16 protein-coding genes and 4 tRNA genes are annotated in these 16,954 nt (G+C 64.7%); all 20 read right to left on the bottom strand.

The genetic code is table 11. From position 1 onward, the window contains the following. Positions 1-18 precede the first annotated feature (18 nt). A complete protein-coding gene (rpoB, locus tag ACHMXA_RS07170) occupies positions 19-4,143 on the bottom strand; it encodes a DNA-directed RNA polymerase subunit beta (RefSeq protein WP_176667623.1) in 4,125 nt (1,374 codons plus the stop codon). Positions 4,144-4,391: 248 nt separating this feature from the next. Next, positions 4,392-4,769, bottom strand: a complete 378-nt coding sequence (rplL, locus tag ACHMXA_RS07165) for a 50S ribosomal protein L7/L12 (protein ID WP_093207002.1) — start codon at positions 4,767-4,769, stop codon at positions 4,392-4,394. Between the two features lie 45 nt (positions 4,770-4,814). After that, positions 4,815-5,348: a 50S ribosomal protein L10 gene (rplJ, locus tag ACHMXA_RS07160; protein WP_176667622.1), complete on the bottom strand. Its 534-nt coding sequence runs from the start codon at positions 5,346-5,348 to the stop codon at positions 4,815-4,817. 253 nt (positions 5,349-5,601) lie between these two features. After that, the gene (gene rplA / locus ACHMXA_RS07155; protein ID WP_093206999.1) at positions 5,602-6,300 is read right to left on the bottom strand and encodes a 50S ribosomal protein L1; all 699 of its coding nucleotides are present in this window, start codon (positions 6,298-6,300) and stop codon (positions 5,602-5,604) included. Continuing rightward, positions 6,301-6,732 carry a 50S ribosomal protein L11 gene (gene rplK / locus ACHMXA_RS07150; RefSeq protein WP_093206996.1) on the bottom strand — a complete coding sequence of 144 codons (432 nt, stop codon included), beginning with the start codon at positions 6,730-6,732 and terminating at the stop codon, positions 6,301-6,303. A gap of 137 nt (positions 6,733-6,869) precedes the next feature. After that, positions 6,870-7,490, bottom strand: coding sequence for a transcription termination/antitermination protein NusG (gene nusG / locus ACHMXA_RS07145; RefSeq protein ID WP_395319653.1), 621 nt, complete (start codon positions 7,488-7,490; stop codon positions 6,870-6,872). Next, on the bottom strand, positions 7,491-7,874 hold the full coding sequence (gene secE / locus ACHMXA_RS07140) for a preprotein translocase subunit SecE (protein ID WP_019658339.1): 384 nt from the start codon (positions 7,872-7,874) through the stop codon (positions 7,491-7,493). Between the two features lie 102 nt (positions 7,875-7,976). Beyond that, a tRNA-Trp gene (locus tag ACHMXA_RS07135) sits at positions 7,977-8,052 on the bottom strand. 21 nt (positions 8,053-8,073) lie between these two features. After that, positions 8,074-9,267 carry an elongation factor Tu gene (gene tuf / locus ACHMXA_RS07130; protein WP_093210122.1) on the bottom strand — a complete coding sequence of 398 codons (1,194 nt, stop codon included), beginning with the start codon at positions 9,265-9,267 and terminating at the stop codon, positions 8,074-8,076. 73 nt (positions 9,268-9,340) lie between these two features. Beyond that, positions 9,341-9,415, bottom strand: a tRNA-Thr gene (locus tag ACHMXA_RS07125). Between the two features lie 39 nt (positions 9,416-9,454). Beyond that, positions 9,455-9,528, bottom strand: a tRNA-Gly gene (locus ACHMXA_RS07120). Positions 9,529-9,592: 64 nt separating this feature from the next. After that, a tRNA-Tyr gene (locus tag ACHMXA_RS07115) sits at positions 9,593-9,678 on the bottom strand. A 110-nt stretch (positions 9,679-9,788) separates the two neighbouring features. Continuing rightward, entirely contained in the window at positions 9,789-10,496 is a 708-nt protein-coding gene (locus ACHMXA_RS07110) for a uracil-DNA glycosylase (protein ID WP_395319650.1), read from the bottom strand. Further along, a complete protein-coding gene (trpC, locus tag ACHMXA_RS07105) occupies positions 10,493-11,293 on the bottom strand; it encodes an indole-3-glycerol phosphate synthase TrpC (protein WP_395319648.1) in 801 nt (266 codons plus the stop codon). Before trpC ends, ACHMXA_RS07110 begins: the two co-directional genes overlap by 4 nt. Before the next feature lie 29 nt (positions 11,294-11,322). Further along, complete coding sequence (gene trpD, locus ACHMXA_RS07100) at positions 11,323-12,345, bottom strand: anthranilate phosphoribosyltransferase (protein WP_176669004.1); 1,023 nt, start codon at positions 12,343-12,345, stop codon at positions 11,323-11,325. Positions 12,346-12,366: 21 nt separating this feature from the next. Beyond that, positions 12,367-13,032, bottom strand: a complete 666-nt coding sequence (locus tag ACHMXA_RS07095) for a LysE family translocator (protein WP_395319644.1) — start codon at positions 13,030-13,032, stop codon at positions 12,367-12,369. 16 nt (positions 13,033-13,048) lie between these two features. Further along, positions 13,049-14,107: a low-specificity L-threonine aldolase gene (gene ltaE, locus ACHMXA_RS07090; protein ID WP_395319642.1), complete on the bottom strand. Its 1,059-nt coding sequence runs from the start codon at positions 14,105-14,107 to the stop codon at positions 13,049-13,051. Between the two features lie 118 nt (positions 14,108-14,225). Then, positions 14,226-14,810: an aminodeoxychorismate/anthranilate synthase component II gene (locus ACHMXA_RS07085; protein ID WP_395319640.1), complete on the bottom strand. Its 585-nt coding sequence runs from the start codon at positions 14,808-14,810 to the stop codon at positions 14,226-14,228. Then, positions 14,807-15,199 carry a GxxExxY protein gene (locus tag ACHMXA_RS07080; RefSeq protein WP_395319638.1) on the bottom strand — a complete coding sequence of 131 codons (393 nt, stop codon included), beginning with the start codon at positions 15,197-15,199 and terminating at the stop codon, positions 14,807-14,809. Before ACHMXA_RS07080 ends, ACHMXA_RS07085 begins: the two co-directional genes overlap by 4 nt. Continuing rightward, entirely contained in the window at positions 15,196-16,698 is a 1,503-nt protein-coding gene (trpE, locus tag ACHMXA_RS07075; RefSeq protein ID WP_395319636.1) for an anthranilate synthase component I, read from the bottom strand. The genes ACHMXA_RS07080 and trpE overlap by 4 nt, the downstream gene beginning before the upstream one ends. Positions 16,699-16,954 lie beyond the last annotated feature (256 nt).

Genomic DNA, 16,954 nt, shown 5'->3' with positions numbered 1-16,954 from the left:
ACTCTTTCCCTTTTCAAATTAGGAACGCTCGAGCTCGATGTCGAGACCCAGCGAACGGATTTCCTTGACCAGCACGTTGAACGATTCCGGCATGCCGGCTTCGATCGAGTGCTCGCCCTTGACGATGCTCTCGTACACCTTGGTACGGCCTTGCACGTCGTCGGACTTCACGGTCAGCATTTCCTGCAGGACGTAGGAAGCGCCGTAGGCTTCGAGCGCCCACACTTCCATTTCCCCGAAACGCTGGCCGCCGAACTGCGCCTTGCCGCCCAGGGGCTGCTGCGTGACCAGCGAGTACGGGCCGGTCGAGCGGGCGTGCATCTTGTCGTCCACCAGGTGATGCAGCTTCAGGAAGTGCATGTAGCCGACGGTGACGGGACGCTCGAACTGGTCGCCGGTACGGCCGTCGAACAGGTAGGCCTGCGTGCGGCTCTCGGTCAGGCCCTTGGCCTTGGCGATGTCGTCCGGATAGGCCAGCTTCAGCATGCCGCGGATTTCCTCTTCCGAGGCACCGTCGAACACCGGCGTCGCGAAGGTCGCGCCGTTCTGCAGGTTGCCTGCCATCTCGAGCAGCTCGGTGTCGCTCAGCGAGGCGATGTCTTCCTTGCGGCCCGAGCCGTTGTACAGCTGCTCCATGAACTTGCGCAGCTCGGCCACCTTGGCCTCCTGCTGCAGCAGGTCGCCGATGCGCTGGCCCACGCCCTTGCCGGCCCAGCCCAGGTGCACTTCGAGAACCTGGCCCACGTTCATCCGCGAGGGCACGCCCAGCGGGTTCAGGCAGATGTCGCACGGCGTGCCGTCGGCCATGTGGGGCATGTCCTCGACCGGAACGATCTTCGACACCACACCCTTGTTACCGTGGCGGCCGGCCATCTTGTCGCCGGGCTGCAGGCGGCGCTTGACGGCCAGGTAGACCTTGACCATCTTCAGCACGCCTGCGGGCAGCTCGTCGCCCTGCGTGAGCTTCTTGCGCTTTTCTTCGAATGCGAGGTCGAAGCTGTGGCGCGTCTGCTCCAGCGAGTTCTTGATCGACTCGAGCTGCGTCGCCACTTCGTCTTCCGCCGGGCGGATGTCGAACCAGTGGAACTTCTCGACCGACGACAGGTAGGCCTTGTCGAGCTTGGTGCCCTTGGCCAGCTTGTTCGGACCGCCGTTGGCGACCTTGCCGGTCAGCAGCTTCTCGATACGGTCGAACGCGTCGGCTTCGACGATGCGAAGCTGGTCGTTCAGGTCGAGGCGGAAGCGCTTGAGCTCGTCGTCGATGATCTGCTGGGCGCGCTTGTCGCGCTGGATGCCTTCGCGGGTGAACACCTGCACGTCGATCACGGTGCCTTGCGAGCCCTGGTCCACGCGCAGCGAGGTGTCCTTCACGTCGGAAGCCTTCTCGCCGAAGATGGCGCGAAGCAGCTTCTCTTCAGGCGTCAGCGTGGTCTCGCCCTTCGGCGTAACCTTGCCCACCAGCGTGTCGCCCGGCTGCACTTCGGCGCCGACATAGATGATGCCGGACTCGTCGAGGCGGTTGAGCTGCTGCTCGGCCAGGTTCGGGATGTCGCGCGTGATTTCTTCGGCGCCCAGCTTCGTGTCGCGCGCCATCACCACCAGTTCCTCGATGTGGATCGAGGTGTAGCGGTCTTCGGCGACGACGCGTTCCGAGATCAGGATCGAGTCTTCGAAGTTGTAGCCGTTCCAGGGCATGAACGCGATCAGCATGTTCTGACCGAGGGCCAGTTCGCCGAGGTCGGTCGATGCGCCGTCGGCCACCACGTCGCCCTTGGCGATCTTGTCGCCGCGCTTGACGATGGGGCGCTGGTGGATGTTGGTGTTCTGGTTCGAACGCTGATACTTGATCAGGTTGTAGATGTCCACACCGACTTCACCGGCAGCCGCTTCGGCGTCGTTCACGCGCACCACGACACGGGTCGCATCGACGTAGTCGACGATACCGCCGCGGGTGGCCGTGACCACGGTGCCCGAGTCGACCGCGGAGACGCGCTCGATACCGGTACCGACCATCGGCTTCTCGGGACGCAGCACCGGCACGGCCTGGCGCTGCATGTTGGCGCCCATCAGCGCGCGGTTCGCGTCGTCGTGCTCCAGGAACGGCACGAGCGATGCAGCCACCGACACGATCTGCGCGGGCGACACGTCCATGTACTGGATGCGCTCGGCACCGACCAGGATCGATTCGCCGGCTTCACGCGCGGAGACCAGGTCGCCGGTCAGCACGCCGTCCTTGTCCAGGGCCGCATTGGCCTGGGCGATGACGTACTTGCCTTCCTCGATGGCCGACAGGTAGTCGATCTCGTTGGTGACCTTGCTGTCCACCACGCGACGGTACGGCGTCTCGATGAAGCCGTATTCGTTCAGGCGGGCGTACAGGGCCAGCGAGTTGATCAGGCCGATGTTCGGGCCTTCAGGCGTTTCGATCGGGCACACGCGGCCGTAGTGGGTCACGTGCACGTCGCGCACTTCGAAGCCTGCACGTTCGCGCGTCAGACCGCCCGGGCCAAGGGCCGACACGCGGCGCTTGTGGGTGATTTCGGACAGCGGGTTCGTCTGGTCCATGAACTGCGACAGCTGCGAGGCGCCGAAGAATTCCTTCAGGGCGGCCGAGATCGGCTTGCTGTTGATCAGGTCGTGCGGCATCAGCGGCTCTTGCTCCGCCTGGCCCAGACGCTCCTTCACCGCCTTCTCGATACGTGCCAGGCCGGTGCGGTACTGGTTCTCGGCCAGTTCGCCGACGCAACGCACGCGGCGGTTGCCCAGGTGGTCGATGTCGTCGACTTCGCCGTTGCCGTTGCGCAGGTCCACGAGGATCTTGACCACGGCCAGGATGTCCTCGTTGGTCAGCACCATCGGGCCGGTCGATTCGTCGCGGCCGACCTTGGCGTTGAACTTCATGCGGCCGACGCGCGACAGGTCGTACGTGTCCGGGTTGTAGAACAGGCGCTGGAACAGGGCCTGCACGGCGTCTTCCGTCGGCGGCTCGCCGGGGCGCATCATGCGGTAGATGGCCACGCGGGCGGCGAATTCGTCCACCGTTTCGTCGATGCGCAGGGTCTGCGAGATGTAAGCGCCCTGGTCGAGTTCGTTCGTGTAGATGACCTGCACGTCCTGCACGCCGGCCGTGCGCAGCTTCTTCAGCAGCGCTTCGGTCAGCTCGTCGTTGGCCTTGGCCAGGATCTCGCCGGAGTCGGCGTCGACGATGTTGCGGGCGATCACGCGGCCGATCAGGAAGTCTTCCGGCACGCTGATGTGCGTGGTGCCGCTCTGCTCGAGCTCACGCGTGTGGCGCGCGGTGACGCGCTTGTCCTTGGCGACCACGACCTTGCCCGACTTGTCGGTGATGTCGAAGCGCGCGACCTCGCCGCGCAGGCGCTCGGGAACGAATTCCATCTGCGCGCCGCTGTCCATCAGGCGGAAGTTGTCGTTCACGAAGAAGTTCGCGAGGATCGATTCCGGGTTCAGGCCGATGGCCTTCAGCAGGATCGTGACCGGCATCTTGCGGCGACGGTCCACGCGGAAGTACAGCATGTCCTTCGGGTCGAACTCGAAGTCCAGCCACGAGCCGCGGTAGGGAATCACGCGAGCGGAGAACAGCAGCTTGCCCGAGCTGTGCGTCTTGCCCTTGTCGTGCTCGAAGAACACGCCCGGCGAGCGGTGCAGCTGCGACACGATCACGCGTTCGGTGCCGTTGATGATGAACGAACCCTTGTCCGTCATGAGCGGCACTTCGCCCATGTAGACCTCTTGTTCCTTCACTTCCTTGACCACCTTCGACTGCGAGGTCGACGACTCGCGGTCGTAAATGATGAGCTGCACCTTGGCGCGCACGGCCGACGCGAAGGTCAGGCCGCGGGTCTGGCATTCGCGCACGTCGAACGCCGGCTTCGCCAGGTTGTACTCGAGGAACTTCATCTCGACGAAACCGTTGTGCGAGACGATCGGGAAGGCAGCGTCGAACGCAGCCTGCAGGCCTTCGACGGTACGTTGTTTCGGGGGAACGCCGGCTTGCAGGAACGCGGTGTACGCGTCTTTCTGCATCTGCAGCAGGTAGGGGATTTCGACGACGCTGTCGCGATTGCCGAAACTTTTTCGGATGCGCTTGCGTTCGGTGTAACTGTACGCGGACGATTGGGCCATGAGAGCTCCGGTGCTTGAGATCTTCAGCGACTTGTCAGCAGTGCCGGGGCACCACTGCTTGGCGGCTGGCCACTACCAGCCGTTGGCGGACAGCGATGCGTTGCACATCGCCCGAACCAAGGGGTCTTCTGCAGTCGGGGTCAGAAGACACTCGAAAACCCGGCTCGCCTGGGCTTTTGAGTGCGCTCTGAAAGCGGCAAAGGCTGGAGGGCCTTTTCAGGCACCTCCAGCCCTCCAGGGGGTCTGAATTACTTCAGTTCCACCTTGGCGCCGGCGTCTTCCAGCTTCTTCTTGGCGGCTTCAGCGTCAGCCTTCGACAGGCCTTCCTTGACAGCCTTGGGAGCGGCTTCCACCAGGTCCTTGGCTTCCTTGAGGCCCAGGCCGGTGATTTCGCGCACTGCCTTGATCGCCGAAACCTTGTTCGCGCCGGCATCGACCAGCACGACGTTGAATTCGGTCTTCTCTTCGACTGCGGCAGCAGCGGCACCGCCACCACCAGCGGCCGGAGCGGCCATTGCAGCGGCGCTCACGCCGAACTTCTCTTCGATGGCCTTGACCAGGTCGTTGAGTTCCAGGACCGTCATGCTGTCGAGCGCGGTCAGAAATGCGTCTTTATCGAATGCCATTTTTGTTTCCTAACAATTGGGTTGAATGTTTCAAACGCAAGCAGCTCAAGCTGCCTGTGCTTCTGCCGGTGCCTCGGCGGGTGCAGCTTCGCCACCACCACGCTTCTCTGCCAGCGCCGCGAGCACGCGGGCGGTACGAGAGATCGGGGATTGCATCAAGCCCAGCAGTTGCGCCAGCAGCACTTCCTTCGAAGGGATGTTGGCCAGTTGCTTCACGCCGTCGACGTCCAGGGCCTTGCCACCGAAGGCGCCGCCGCGAATGACCAGCTTGTCGTTGGTCTTCGCGAAATCGGCCACCACCTTGGCGGCGGCCACAGCGTCTTCGGAGAAGCCGTAGATCAGCGGACCGGTCATCTGGTCGCCGACGACCTCGAACGCGCTACCGGCGACAGCACGGCGTGCCAGGGTGTTCTTCAGAACACTCAGGGTCACACCCTTGCTGCGCGCTTCGTTGCGCAGTTTGGTCATATCGGCCACCGTGATGCCACGGTATTCCGCCATCACGAGCGTTTGAGCTTTTGCGGCGAGGCTGGTCACATCACTGATGACCGCTTCTTTCTCACTGCGATTCAGACTCAAGGTCTACTCCTTTTAATGCGATCTTCGGCCGGAGCCTGGGATCGCGCTTCATGCAGCGACCAACTGTCAGGAACAAAAAACGAATTCCTCGATTCCTTGCAGCGGGATCGCCATCTGCGCTGGATACCGGACGGGGAGGTCCGGCGTTTAAGTGCAGCACCCTGCACACCAGCGGTCTTGGATGGCCCGCGGCAACCGAAGCCGCCGCGACCCACCACATCCGCCCCACCCTTGCGAGGTGGAGCAAATCTCTTTAGCTCGCCGAGATGGTTTGCGTGTCCACGCGGACACCCAGACCCATGGTCGACGAAACAGCCACCTTGCGCAGGTACACGCCCTTGCTGGTCGCCGGCTTGGCCTTGACCAGAGCGTCGATCAGCGCGGCGAGGTTGCCCTGCAGCTTGTCGTTGTCGAACGAGCGACGGCCGATCGTGCCGTGCACGATGCCGGCCTTGTCGACGCGGAACTGAACCTGGCCAGCCTTGGCGTTCTTCACCGCCGTGGCGACGTCCGGGGTCACGGTGCCGACCTTGGGGTTGGGCATCAGGCCGCGCGGGCCGAGGATCTGACCGAGCGTACCGACGACGCGCATGGCGTCAGGGGCAGCGATCACGACGTCGAAGGGCATGTCGCCAGCCTTGACCATGGCAGCCAGGTCGTCCATGCCGACGATGTCGGCGCCGGCGGCCTTGGCTTCCTCAGCCTTGGCGCCCTGGGCGAACACGGCCACGCGCTTGGTCTTGCCGGTGCCGTTGGGCAGCACGACGGCGCCACGCACGACCTGGTCCGACTTCTTCGCGTCGATGCCGAGCTGGACGGCCACGTCGATCGATTCGTCGAACTTGGCGGTTGCAGCTTCCTTGACGATGTTGATCGCGTCAGCCAGCGGGTACAGCTTGGTGCTGTCGACCTTGCCTTCGAGCGACTTCTGCTTCTTGGTGATCTTGGACATTTACACGCCCTCCACATTCACGCCCATCGAGCGGGCCGTACCGGCAATGGTGCGAACCGCGGCGTCCATGTCGGCAGCGGTCAGGTCCTTCATCTTGGTCTTTGCGATCTCTTCGAGCTGGGCGCGCGTGATCTTGCCGACCTTGTCGGTGTGCGGACGTGCGGAACCCTTTTCGAGCTTGATCGCCTTCTTGATCAGCACGCCGGCCGGCGGCGACTTGATGATGAAGGTGAAGCTCTTGTCGGCGAACGCGGTGATGACCACCGGCAGCGCCAGACCCGGCTCGTAGCTCTGCGTCTGCGCGTTGAACGCCTTGCAGAATTCCATGATGTTCAGACCACGCTGACCGAGTGCGGGACCGATCGGCGGGGACGGGTTGGCCTTACCAGCTGGCACTTGCAGCTTGATGAAGCCGACGATTTTCTTCGCCATGCTTTTTGCTCCTTGCGGGTGATATCGCCTTGGCTTGCGGCCGAGGCTCCCCGGGGTTAAACGACTCTTCGATCAAGGCCGCGCGCCGAGTCGGACAACGCGCAGCCGGGAATGGCTCGGACCTCGCGGTCCGGGGCTCAGGTCTTCTCGACCTGGCTGAATTCGAGCTCCACAGGCGTCGCGCGGCCGAAGATCATGACCGACACGCTGACCTTGCTCTTCTCGTAGTTGACTTCCTCGACGGTGCCGTTGAAGTCGGTGAACGGGCCTTCCTTGACGCGCACAAATTCACCCACGGTGAATTCGACCTTGTGGCGCGGCTTCTCGGTGCCCTGCTGCATCTGGCTGACGATGTCCTCGACCTCTTTCTGCGAGATCGGGGCCGGACGGTTCTTGGCGCCGCCCACGAAGCCCGTCACCTTGTTGGTGTGCTTCACCAGGTGCCAGCTCTCGTCGTCCATGATCATTTCGACCAGCACGTAGCCCGGGAAGAAACGACGCTCGGTCGTGCGCTTCTGACCGTTCTTGATCTCGACCACTTCTTCGGTCGGAACCAGGATCCGGCCGAACTTGTCCTGCATGCCGGCGCGATTGATGCGCTCGGTGATGTTGCGCTCGACGGCCTTCTCCATGCCCGAATAGGCATGCACCACGTACCAACGCAGATCGGGGTTGGCGGCAGGAGCCAGCACGGAAGTGTTTTCTTCCTCTGGCGTGCCCGGCGTGGTTTCAACTGCGTTCACTGGATCAGCGCTCATTTATTTTCTCCAGCCCAGAATGAGGTCGAAAAACACCCATTCGAGCGTCTTGTCGGTGAGCCAGAGGAAGACGGACATGATCGCCACGAAGGCGAACACATAAGCCGTCATCTGCATCGCTTCCTTGCGGGTCGGCCAGACGACCTTCCTGACTTCACGCCACGAATCGCGACCGAACGCCCACAGCTGGCGGCCATTCTCCGAACTGCCGAAGGCAGCCACCGCCGCGGCCAAGCCGACCAGCAGCGCAGCCCATTGCACCAGCGAGCCCTGGCGCGCCAGCAGATAGAACGCCACGATGGCGCCCACTGCCAACACCACCGCCGCGGCCAGTTTGGCCTTGTCGGCGCCGGTGCTCACGGTTTCGATTTGAGAAGTGGCCATGTTCGGCTGATTTCCTGTGACCCGAAGGCCTTCAATTCAATGCGTCTCTTGAGACGCCGAAGCCCGTCGGGACGCGACGGGCTTTTCGGAGTGCCACCTAAGTGGCAGGGGCAGTAGGAATCGAACCTACAACCTTCGGTTTTGGAGACCGACGCTCTGCCAATTGAGCTATACCCCTCCGGTACTCTTCGCGCTCGCCCTACAGGTCGAGGATCTTCGCCACGACGCCCGAACCCACGGTACGGCCGCCTTCGCGGATGGCGAAGCGCAGGCCTTCTTCCATGGCGATCGGAGCGATCAGCTTCACGGTGATGCTGACGTTGTCGCCGGGCATGACCATTTCCTTGTCCTTGGGCAGCTCGATCGCGCCGGTCACGTCCGTCGTGCGGAAGTAGAACTGCGGACGGTAGTTGTTGAAGAACGGCGTGTGACGGCCGCCTTCGTCCTTCGACAGAACGTACACCTCGGCGGTGAAGTGCGTGTGCGGCTTGATCGAGCCGGGCTTGCACAGCACCTGGCCGCGCTCGACTTCTTCGCGCTTCGTGCCGCGCAGCAGCACGCCCACGTTGTCGCCGGCTTGACCCTGGTCCAGCAGCTTGCGGAACATTTCCACGCCGGTGCAGGTGGTCTTGACCGTCGGGCGGATGCCCACGATTTCGATTTCTTCACCGACCTTGATCACACCGCGCTCGACGGCGCCGGTCACCACGGTGCCGCGACCCGAGATCGAGAACACGTCTTCCACGGGCATCAGGAACGTGCCGTCCACGGCGCGCTCGGGCGTCGGGATGTACGTGTCCAGGGCTTCGGCCAGCTTCATGATCGAGCCTTCGCCGAGCTCACCCTTGTCGCCTTCCAGGGCCAGCTTGGCCGAGCCGTGGATGATGGGGGTGTCGTCGCCGGGGAATTCGTACTTGTCGAGGAGTTCGCGGACTTCCATTTCGACCAGCTCGAGCAGTTCCTTGTCGTCGACCATGTCGCACTTGTTCAGGAACACGATGATGTAGCCCACGCCCACCTGGCGAGCCAGCAGGATGTGTTCACGGGTCTGGGGCATCGGGCCGTCGGCGGCCGAGCACACCAGGATCGCGCCGTCCATCTGGGCAGCGCCGGTGATCATGTTCTTCACGTAGTCGGCGTGGCCGGGGCAGTCGACGTGTGCGTAGTGGCGGTTGGCCGTTTCGTACTCGACGTGCGCGGTGTTGATCGTGATGCCGCGGGCCTTTTCTTCAGGCGCAGCGTCGATCTGGTCGTAGGCCTTGGCTTCGCCGCCGAACTTCGACGACAGCACCGTTGCGATCGCAGCCGTCAGCGTGGTCTTGCCGTGGTCGACGTGACCGATCGTGCCCACGTTCACGTGCGGCTTGGTGCGGGTGAATTTACCTTTTGCCATTTTTCGACTCCGAAAAAAACGTTTCCAACGTATGCAGATGGGTTGCAATGCAGCTTTTGCAACCCCCAAAAACTGGTGCCCTTTGCGGGAATCGGACCCGCGACCTCTCCCTTACCAAGGGAGTGCTCTACCACTGAGCCAAAAGGGCTTTGTCTAACCAATCGCTTCCGGCGCCGAACCGGGTCTCTGGAGCGGGAGACGGGAATCGAACCCGCGTCATCAGCTTGGAAGGCTGGGGTTCTACCATTGAACTACTCCCGCATCAGGAGCACTCGAGGCACCCAAAGCGCGAAATCCAAACGCTCTTAGAAACCAAATTCATCGCTGGTGGAGAGGGCTGGATTCGAACCAGCGTACTCGTAAGAGGGCAGATTTACAGTCTGCTGCCATTAACCACTCGGCCACCTCTCCGGCGAACCTCGAAATATAGCACGGTTTTGTGACTACCCGGAAACCCATGCATCAACGAAGATGCAGGAAAACCGCTCGAAGGCGTTAGCCCACGATTATCGCCTAAGTTTTCACCCCTCCGACCGCTGCGCCTCACGCCAGGCACGCGCTTCGCCGAAATGACCGCAGCCGATGAACGGCACGGGCGGCCGCTGGGCCGAAAGAGGCGACGGATGATTCGACATCAGCACCTTATGGCGCTTAACGTCGATCAACGCACGCTTACTTTGAGCGTGCGAGCCCCACAGCATAAAAACAACAGGTTTGGCACCGTTCGAAACATGCCGGATGACGGCATCGGTCAGCACCTCCCAACCGCGCCCGGAATGGCTGGCTGGCTGCGCCTCCTCCACCGTCAGGCAGGTGTTGAGTAGCAAAACGCCGTGGGTCGCCCACTTCACCAGACTGCCACCCGGATTCGGAAACGGCGGCGGCGCCGTCCCCAGGTCGCGCTGCAGCTCCTTGAAGATGTTGCGCAGCGACGGCGGCAGCGCCACGCCCGGCGCCACGGAGAACGCGAGCCCTTCTGCCTGACCGCGCCCGTGGTACGGGTCCTGCCCCAGGATTACCACGCGCACGTCTTCCGGCGGCGTGAGCTCCAGCGCCCTCAGCGGCTGCGGCGGAAAGATCACGGCGCCCGCATCGAGCCGCTCGCGCAGGAACCCCTGCAGCTTCTGCCCCACGGCGCTGCCGAAGAATTCATCGACCAGCGGCTGCCAGCCAGGCGCTACCGGCCAGTCGACGGGATCGCTGCTCGACAGCTGATCGGGCCGGCTCATTTGAACAATGCGGCGAGGGCCTCGCCGGGCTCCTTGGCGCGCATGAAGGCCTCGCCGACCAGGAAGGCGTTGACGCCCGCCGCCCGCAAGGTGGCCACGTCCTGCCGCGTGCCGATGCCCGATTCCGTCACCGGCAGACGATCGGCAGGCAGCCTCGGCAGCAGGTCGATGGTCGCCTGGATCGACACCTCGAAGTTGCGCAGGTTGCGGTTGTTGACCCCGATCAGCGGCGTCTTCAGCTTGAGCGCGCGATCGAGTTCGACCGCGTCGTGCACTTCCACCAGCACCGCCATGCCCAGGCCGCGCGCGATGGCTTCGTAGTCCTTCATCTGCGCGTCGTCGAGGCAGGCAGCGATCAGCAGGATCGCGTCGGCGCCCATCGCGCGCGACTCGTACACCTGGTACGCATCGACGATGAAATCCTTGCGCAGCACCGGCAACTCGCACGAGGCGCGGGCCTGCTTGAGATAGTCCACGCCGCCCTGGAAGAACTGCCTGTCGGTCAGCACGGAAAGGCAGGCCGCGCTGATCTCGCCGTCGCCTTCGGCGTAGCTCTGCGCGATGTCGGCAGGAATGAAGTCCTCGCGCAGCACGCCCTTGCTCGGACTGGCCTTCTTGACTTCGGCGATCACCGCGGCGTGGCCGGCTGCGATCTTGGCGCGCAGCGCGCCTTCGAAGTCGCGCGTCAGCACGCGGCTCTCGGCATCGAAGCGCACGGCTTCGAGCGGCGTGCGCTTCAGGGCCGCGGCCACTTCCTGGCGCTTGACGGCAATGATCTTGTCGAGGATGTCGGACATGGCTTCTGGGGTTCCTGTTCTCTTGCAACTCAGACGGTCGCGGACGCCTTGACCAGTTCGGCCAGCTTGGCCTTCGCCGCGCCCGATGCGATGGCGGCGCGCGAGCGCTCCACACCCACCTGCACCGAATCGACCACGTTCGCCGCATAGAGCGCGGCGCCGGCGTTCAGCAGCACGATGTCGAGCGCGGGGCCTGCCTGATTGTCGAGCACACCCAGCAGCATCGCCTTCGACTGCTCGGGCGTCTCCACGCGCAGCGCGCGGTTGCTCGACATCTGGAAACCGAAGTCCTCGGGGTGCAGCTCGTATTCGCGGATCTCGCCGTTCTTCAGTTCGCCCACCATGGTGGCGGCGCCGAGCGAGATCTCGTCCATGCCGTCGCGCCCGTAGACCACCACCGCGTGTTCCGCGCCGAGGCGCTGCAGCGCGCGCACCTGGATGCCCACGAGGTCGGGGTGGAACACGCCCATCAGGATGTTCGGCGCGCCGGCCGGATTGGTCAGCGGCCCGAGGATGTTGAAGATGGTCTTGATGCCCAGCTCCTTGCGCACCGGCGCCACGTTCTTCATCGCCGGATGATGGTTCGGCGCGAACATGAAACCGATGCCGCATTCCTCGATGGAGCGCGCGATCTGCTCGGGCTTGAGGTTGATGTTCACCCCCAGCGACTCCAGCACGTCGGCGCTGCCCGACTTGCTCGACACGCTGCGCCCGCCGTGCTTGCTCACCTTGGCGCCCGCCGCGGCGGCCACGAACATCGAGCAGGTCGAGATGTTGAAGGTGTGCGAGCCGTCGCCGCCCGTGCCCACGATGTCCACGAGGTTCGTCGTGTCCTTCACCGGCACCTTGGTCGACACCTCGCGCATCACCTGCGCGGCGGCGGTGATCTCGCCGATGGTCTCCTTCTTCACGCGCAGGCCGGTGATCAGCGCGGCCATCATCACCGGCGAGCACTCGCCGCTCATGATGAGGCGCACGATGTGCAGCATCTCGTCGTGGAAGACCTCGCGGTGCTCGATGGTGCGCTGCAGCGCTTCCTGGGGGGTGATCATGGAAAGTCTCCTCGGAATGAATCAGCGGCCGACGCGGACTGCGGCGGGCGCGTCGGTGAACGCGAGCTTGAGGCCGAAGCCGATGAACAGCACGCCGGCAACGCGATCGAGCCAGTGCATGCCTTTCTGCACTGCACTGCGGCGCGCCATCCAGCCCGCCGCCAGGGCCCACCCCACGTTGACGGGAATGGCGTTGACGTTGAACAGCACGCCCAGCAGCACGAAAGCCAGCGCCTTGTTGTCGGTGCCCGGCGCGATGAACTGCGGCACGAAGGCCAGGAAGAACAGCGCGACCTTCGGGTTGAGCACGTTGGTCCAGAAACCGCCCAGGAAGATCGCCTTGAGGCTGCGCTCCCCACCCGCCGCCGCGGCGGCTGCGCCCAGGTCGGCAGGCGGCGCCGCCTTCGACACCAGCATGCGCACGCCCAGGTACAGCAGGTAGGCCGCGCCGATGTACTTGAGCACCGTGAAGGCCGTGGCTGAGGTCGCCATCAGGGTGCCCACGCCGACTGCGGCAGCGAAGATGTGGATGAAGCAACCGGCCGTGATGCCCAGCCCGGCCACGATGCCGGCGCGCACGCCCGAGCGCAGCGAGTTCGTCACGACGTAGAGCACGTCGGGCCCCGGGGTGAGATTCAGCAGCCAGCCGGCGGCGATGAATGCGAGCAGATGGGGAAGATCGGGCATCGCGCGCTCGTGGTTTTCAGGACTTGAAGAAGGTCCGGATCGCCGCGACGGCCCGGTCGACGCCGGCGGCATCGACATCGAGGTGCGTCACGAAGCGAAGCCGGTAGAGCCCTGTCGCGAGGATGCCCTGCGCATTGAGGCTCGCCAGCAGCTCCGAGGAACGCGCCTGCGCGGCGCCCGTGAGGTCGACGAACACGATGTTCGTGTGCGGCGCCTCCACCTTCAGCCCCTCGATGCCTTCGAGCCCCTGCGCCAGGCGCTGCGCCAGCGCGTGGTCGTCTGCGAGGCGGTCGACATGGTGATCGAGTGCATGCGAAGCCGCCGCAGCCAGCAGGCCGGCCTGCCGCATGCCGCCGCCCGCCATCTTGCGGATGCGGTGCGCCCGGGCGATGAACTCACGCGAACCGACCAGCGCCGAGCCCACGGGCGCGCCCAGCCCCTTGCTGAAGCACACCGACACGCTGTCGAAGCACTGCGCGATGCGGCGAGCTTCCGCGCGGATGTCGCTGCGCCTGTTCAGCGCAGCCTGCGCGGTCGCGGCATTGAAGAGCCGCGCGCCGTCGAGGTGGCGCTGCAGCCCCTTGCTCTTGGCGAGATCGGTCGCGGCCTGCACGTATTCGAAGGGCAGCAGCTTGCCGCCCAGCGTGTTCTCCAGCGCCAGCAGCCGCGTGCGCGCGAAGTGCGCGTCGTCGGGCTTGATGGCCGCCTCGATCTGCGCGAGCGGCAGCGTGCCGTCGCTTGCGTGGTCCAGCGGCTGCGGCTGCACGCTGCCGAACACCGCCGCGCCGCCGCCTTCCCATCGGTAGCAGTGCGCCTGCTGGCCGACGATGTACTCGTCGCCGCGCCCGCAGTGCGACAGGATCGCGCACAGGTTGCTCTGCGTGCCGGTGGGCACGAACAGCGCCGCCTCGAAGCCCAGCATGCCCGCGATCTTCTCCTGCAGCGCGTTCACGCTGGGATCGGTGGCGAAGACGTCGTCGCCCAGGGGCGCGGCCATCATGGCCTCGCGCATCGCGGGCGTGGGTTGGGTGACGGTGTCGCTGCGCAGATCAACAACGGACTTGGAGATGGCCATGTCTTGGGTCCTTTCAGGAATACCGTGGAACCGGCTTTGCCGGGCCACAGGTATTGCCCCCGGCGAGGGGGTTGGCGTAGCGACACGAAGTGCGCGAAGCCTGGGGGGTTGGTCAATGCTAGTCCAGGAAGTTCTTGAGCATGGCGTGGCCGTGCTCGGTGAGGATCGATTCCGGATGGAACTGCACGCCCTCGATGCGCACATCGTGCGCGAATCCGGTGTGCCGCACCCCCATGATCTCGCCGTCGTCGGTCCAGGCGGTGACAGCCAAAGCCTTCGGGCAGCTCTCGCGTTCGATGGAAAGCGAGTGGTAGCGGTTGACGACGAAGCGCTTGGGCAGCCCCGCGAACACGCCTTCCTGCGTGGTCGTGATCTCGCTGGTCTTGCCGTGCATGAGCTGCTGCGCCCGCACGATCTTCCCGCCGAAGGCCGCGCCGATGGCCTGGTGCCCCAGGCACACGCCCAGGATCGGCAGCTTGCCCGCGAATGCCTCGATGGCCGCCACCGACACGCCCGCCTCCGCCGGCGAGCATGGCCCGGGCGACACTACCAGCCGCGTCACGCCCGAGGCGATCAGCTCGCCGATCTGCGCCACGGTGATCTCGTCGTTGCGGTGCACCTGCACGTCCGCACCCAGCTCGCCGAAGTACTGGACGATGTTGTAGGTGAAGCTGTCGTAGTTGTCGATCATCAGCAGTTTCATGGCTTGCTCACAATCCGGTGCACGCCCTTGACGACGGGGAACACGTTGAAGTTGATCAGAAGGCCCAGCTTGAGGCCCGAGAGACGCAGCGCGGCCAGCACCTGCGCGCGATGCAGGTCGGTCAGCACGTCGACCGCCCTGAGTTCGACGATGACCGACTGCTCGACCACGAACCCCGCGCGATACACCTCGCCGAGCGAACGGCCCTTGTAGCTGGCGGACAGTGCCACGTCGCGCGCGAAGCCGATCTCGCGCTCGGCGAGCTCGATGGCCAGCGCCGCGGCGTAGGCCGCTTCGTCGAGCCCCGTGCCGAGCACGCGCTGCACCTCGACGGCCGCGCCGATGATCTCGTGCGAAAAGTCGCTCTGAATATCGGGTGCGGCGCTCATTCCAGGCCTTCCTCGACCAGTTCGGCGGCACGCAGCAGCGCACGCGCCTTGGCCTCGGTCTCCTTCCACTCCAACTCGGGCACCGAGTCGGCCACCACGCCGGCCGCGGCCTGCACGTGCAGCATCTGGTCCTTCACGATGCCGGTGCGGATCGCGATGGCCACGTCCATGTCGCCCGCATAGCTGATGTAGCCGCAGGCGCCGCCGTACAGGCCGCGCTTGGTGGGCTCGAGCTCGTCGATGAGTTCCATCGCATGCACCTTCGGCGCGCCGGTCAGGGTGCCGGCCGGGAAGGTGGCCTTGAGTACGTCGATGGCGGTCATGCCGTCCTTCAGCGTGCCTTCGACGTTGCTCACGATGTGCATCACGTGGCTGTAGCGCTCGACCGCGAAGGCCTCGGTCACCTTCACGGTGCCGGTCTTGGCGATGCGGCCGATGTCGTTGCGCGCGAGGTCGATCAGCATCACGTGCTCTGCGCGCTCCTTCGGGTCGTTGATGAGCTCGACCTCGGCCGCCTTGTCGAGCTCCAGCGACGCGCCGCGCGGGCGGGTGCCGGCCAGCGGGCGGATGGTGATCTTCTGCTCGCCTTCGCCCGTGTTCTCCTGGCGCACCAGGATCTCGGGCGACGCGCCCACCACGTGGAAGTCGCCGAGGTTGTAGTAGTACATGTAGGGCGACGGGTTCAGCGAACGCAGCGCGCGGTACAGCGACAGCGGCGACTCGGTGTAGCGCTTGCTGATGCGCTGGCCCACCTGCACCTGCATGAAGTCGCCGGCGGCGATCATTTCCTTGGCGCGCTCTACGGCCGCGAGGTAGTCGGCCTTGGCGAAGCTGCGCTCGGGCGGATGCGGCTGCGTGGGCTTCACGACAGGCGCGCTCACCGAGTACTTGAGCTTCTCCTTCAGTTCGCGCAGGCGGCGCTTGCCCGTCGCATAGGCCTCGGGCTGCTTCGGATCGGCATAGACGATGAGGTACAGCTTGCCCGAGAGGTTGTCGATGACGGCCAGTTCCTCGCACTGCAGCAGCAGGATGTCGGGGCAGCCCAGCGTATCGGGCGGGCAGGTCTTCTCGAGCTTGCGCTCGATGTGGCGCACGGTGTCGTAGCCGAAGTAGCCGGCAAGGCCGCCGCAGAAGCGCGGCAGGCCCGGGCGCAGCGCGACCTTGAAGCGCTTCTGGTACTCGGCCACGAAGTCGAGCGGATTGCCCTTGACGGTCTCCACCACCTGCCCGTCGGTCACCACCTCGGTGAGGGCTTCGGCGCCGAAGCCGCTGGCGCGCAGCAGCGTGCGGGCCGGCAGCCCGATGAAGCTGTAGCGCCCGAAGCGCTCGCCGCCCACCACCGATTCGAGCAGGAAGCTGTGCTTGCCGCCGCCTTGCGAATGGGCCAGCTTGAGGTAGAGGGGAAGGGGGGTCTCGAGGTCGGCGAAGGCCTCGGCCATCAGCGGAATGCGGTTGTAGCCCTGGGCGCTGAGGCTCTTGAATTCAAGTTCGGTGATCACGGATTCGTTCTCCAGTTGCCTGCGGCGCTCCTTCGGCCGGCGGCAAGGTCATTCACGGGTGGCCCGGTGTCGGCATGCGTGCCGGTCCGGAACCGCGGGCGCACGGCGTGCGCCGCGCAATCAAACAGTCAGCGAAGTATGGCGACGCCAGGGCCAGGCTCCCCGGCTGCCTTCACCTGTTTGAATGATGTGATGAACGAACATATGAGTCGCGGAGTTTAGCCCACGAAAACGCCCGCAGGCGCAACTCGCCGCT

This window comes from Variovorax sp. UC74_104 (genome assembly GCF_044055375.1).
Taxonomy (GTDB): Bacteria; Pseudomonadota; Gammaproteobacteria; order Burkholderiales; family Burkholderiaceae_C; genus Variovorax.
This window is presented reverse-complemented; position numbering and strand designations above follow the sequence as displayed.

Coding starts and splice junctions, on each gene's coding strand:
- rpoB (WP_176667623.1), bottom strand. CDS start 4,143: ATGGCCCAATCGTCCGCGTACAGTTACACCGAACGCAAGCGCATCCGA.
- rplL (WP_093207002.1), bottom strand. CDS start 4,769: ATGGCATTCGATAAAGACGCATTTCTGACCGCGCTCGACAGCATGACG.
- rplA (WP_093206999.1), bottom strand. CDS start 6,300: ATGTCCAAGATCACCAAGAAGCAGAAGTCGCTCGAAGGCAAGGTCGAC.
- rplK (WP_093206996.1), bottom strand. CDS start 6,732: ATGGCGAAGAAAATCGTCGGCTTCATCAAGCTGCAAGTGCCAGCTGGT.
- nusG (WP_395319653.1), bottom strand. CDS start 7,490: ATGAGCGCTGATCCAGTGAACGCAGTTGAAACCACGCCGGGCACGCCA.
- secE (WP_019658339.1), bottom strand. CDS start 7,874: ATGGCCACTTCTCAAATCGAAACCGTGAGCACCGGCGCCGACAAGGCC.
- tuf (WP_093210122.1), bottom strand. CDS start 9,267: ATGGCAAAAGGTAAATTCACCCGCACCAAGCCGCACGTGAACGTGGGC.
- ACHMXA_RS07110 (WP_395319650.1), bottom strand. CDS start 10,496: ATGAGCCGGCCCGATCAGCTGTCGAGCAGCGATCCCGTCGACTGGCCG.
- trpC (WP_395319648.1), bottom strand. CDS start 11,293: ATGTCCGACATCCTCGACAAGATCATTGCCGTCAAGCGCCAGGAAGTG.
- trpD (WP_176669004.1), bottom strand. CDS start 12,345: ATGATCACCCCCCAGGAAGCGCTGCAGCGCACCATCGAGCACCGCGAG.
- ACHMXA_RS07095 (WP_395319644.1), bottom strand. CDS start 13,032: ATGCCCGATCTTCCCCATCTGCTCGCATTCATCGCCGCCGGCTGGCTG.
- ltaE (WP_395319642.1), bottom strand. CDS start 14,107: ATGGCCATCTCCAAGTCCGTTGTTGATCTGCGCAGCGACACCGTCACC.
- ACHMXA_RS07085 (WP_395319640.1), bottom strand. CDS start 14,810: ATGAAACTGCTGATGATCGACAACTACGACAGCTTCACCTACAACATC.
- ACHMXA_RS07080 (WP_395319638.1), bottom strand. CDS start 15,199: ATGAGCGCCGCACCCGATATTCAGAGCGACTTTTCGCACGAGATCATC.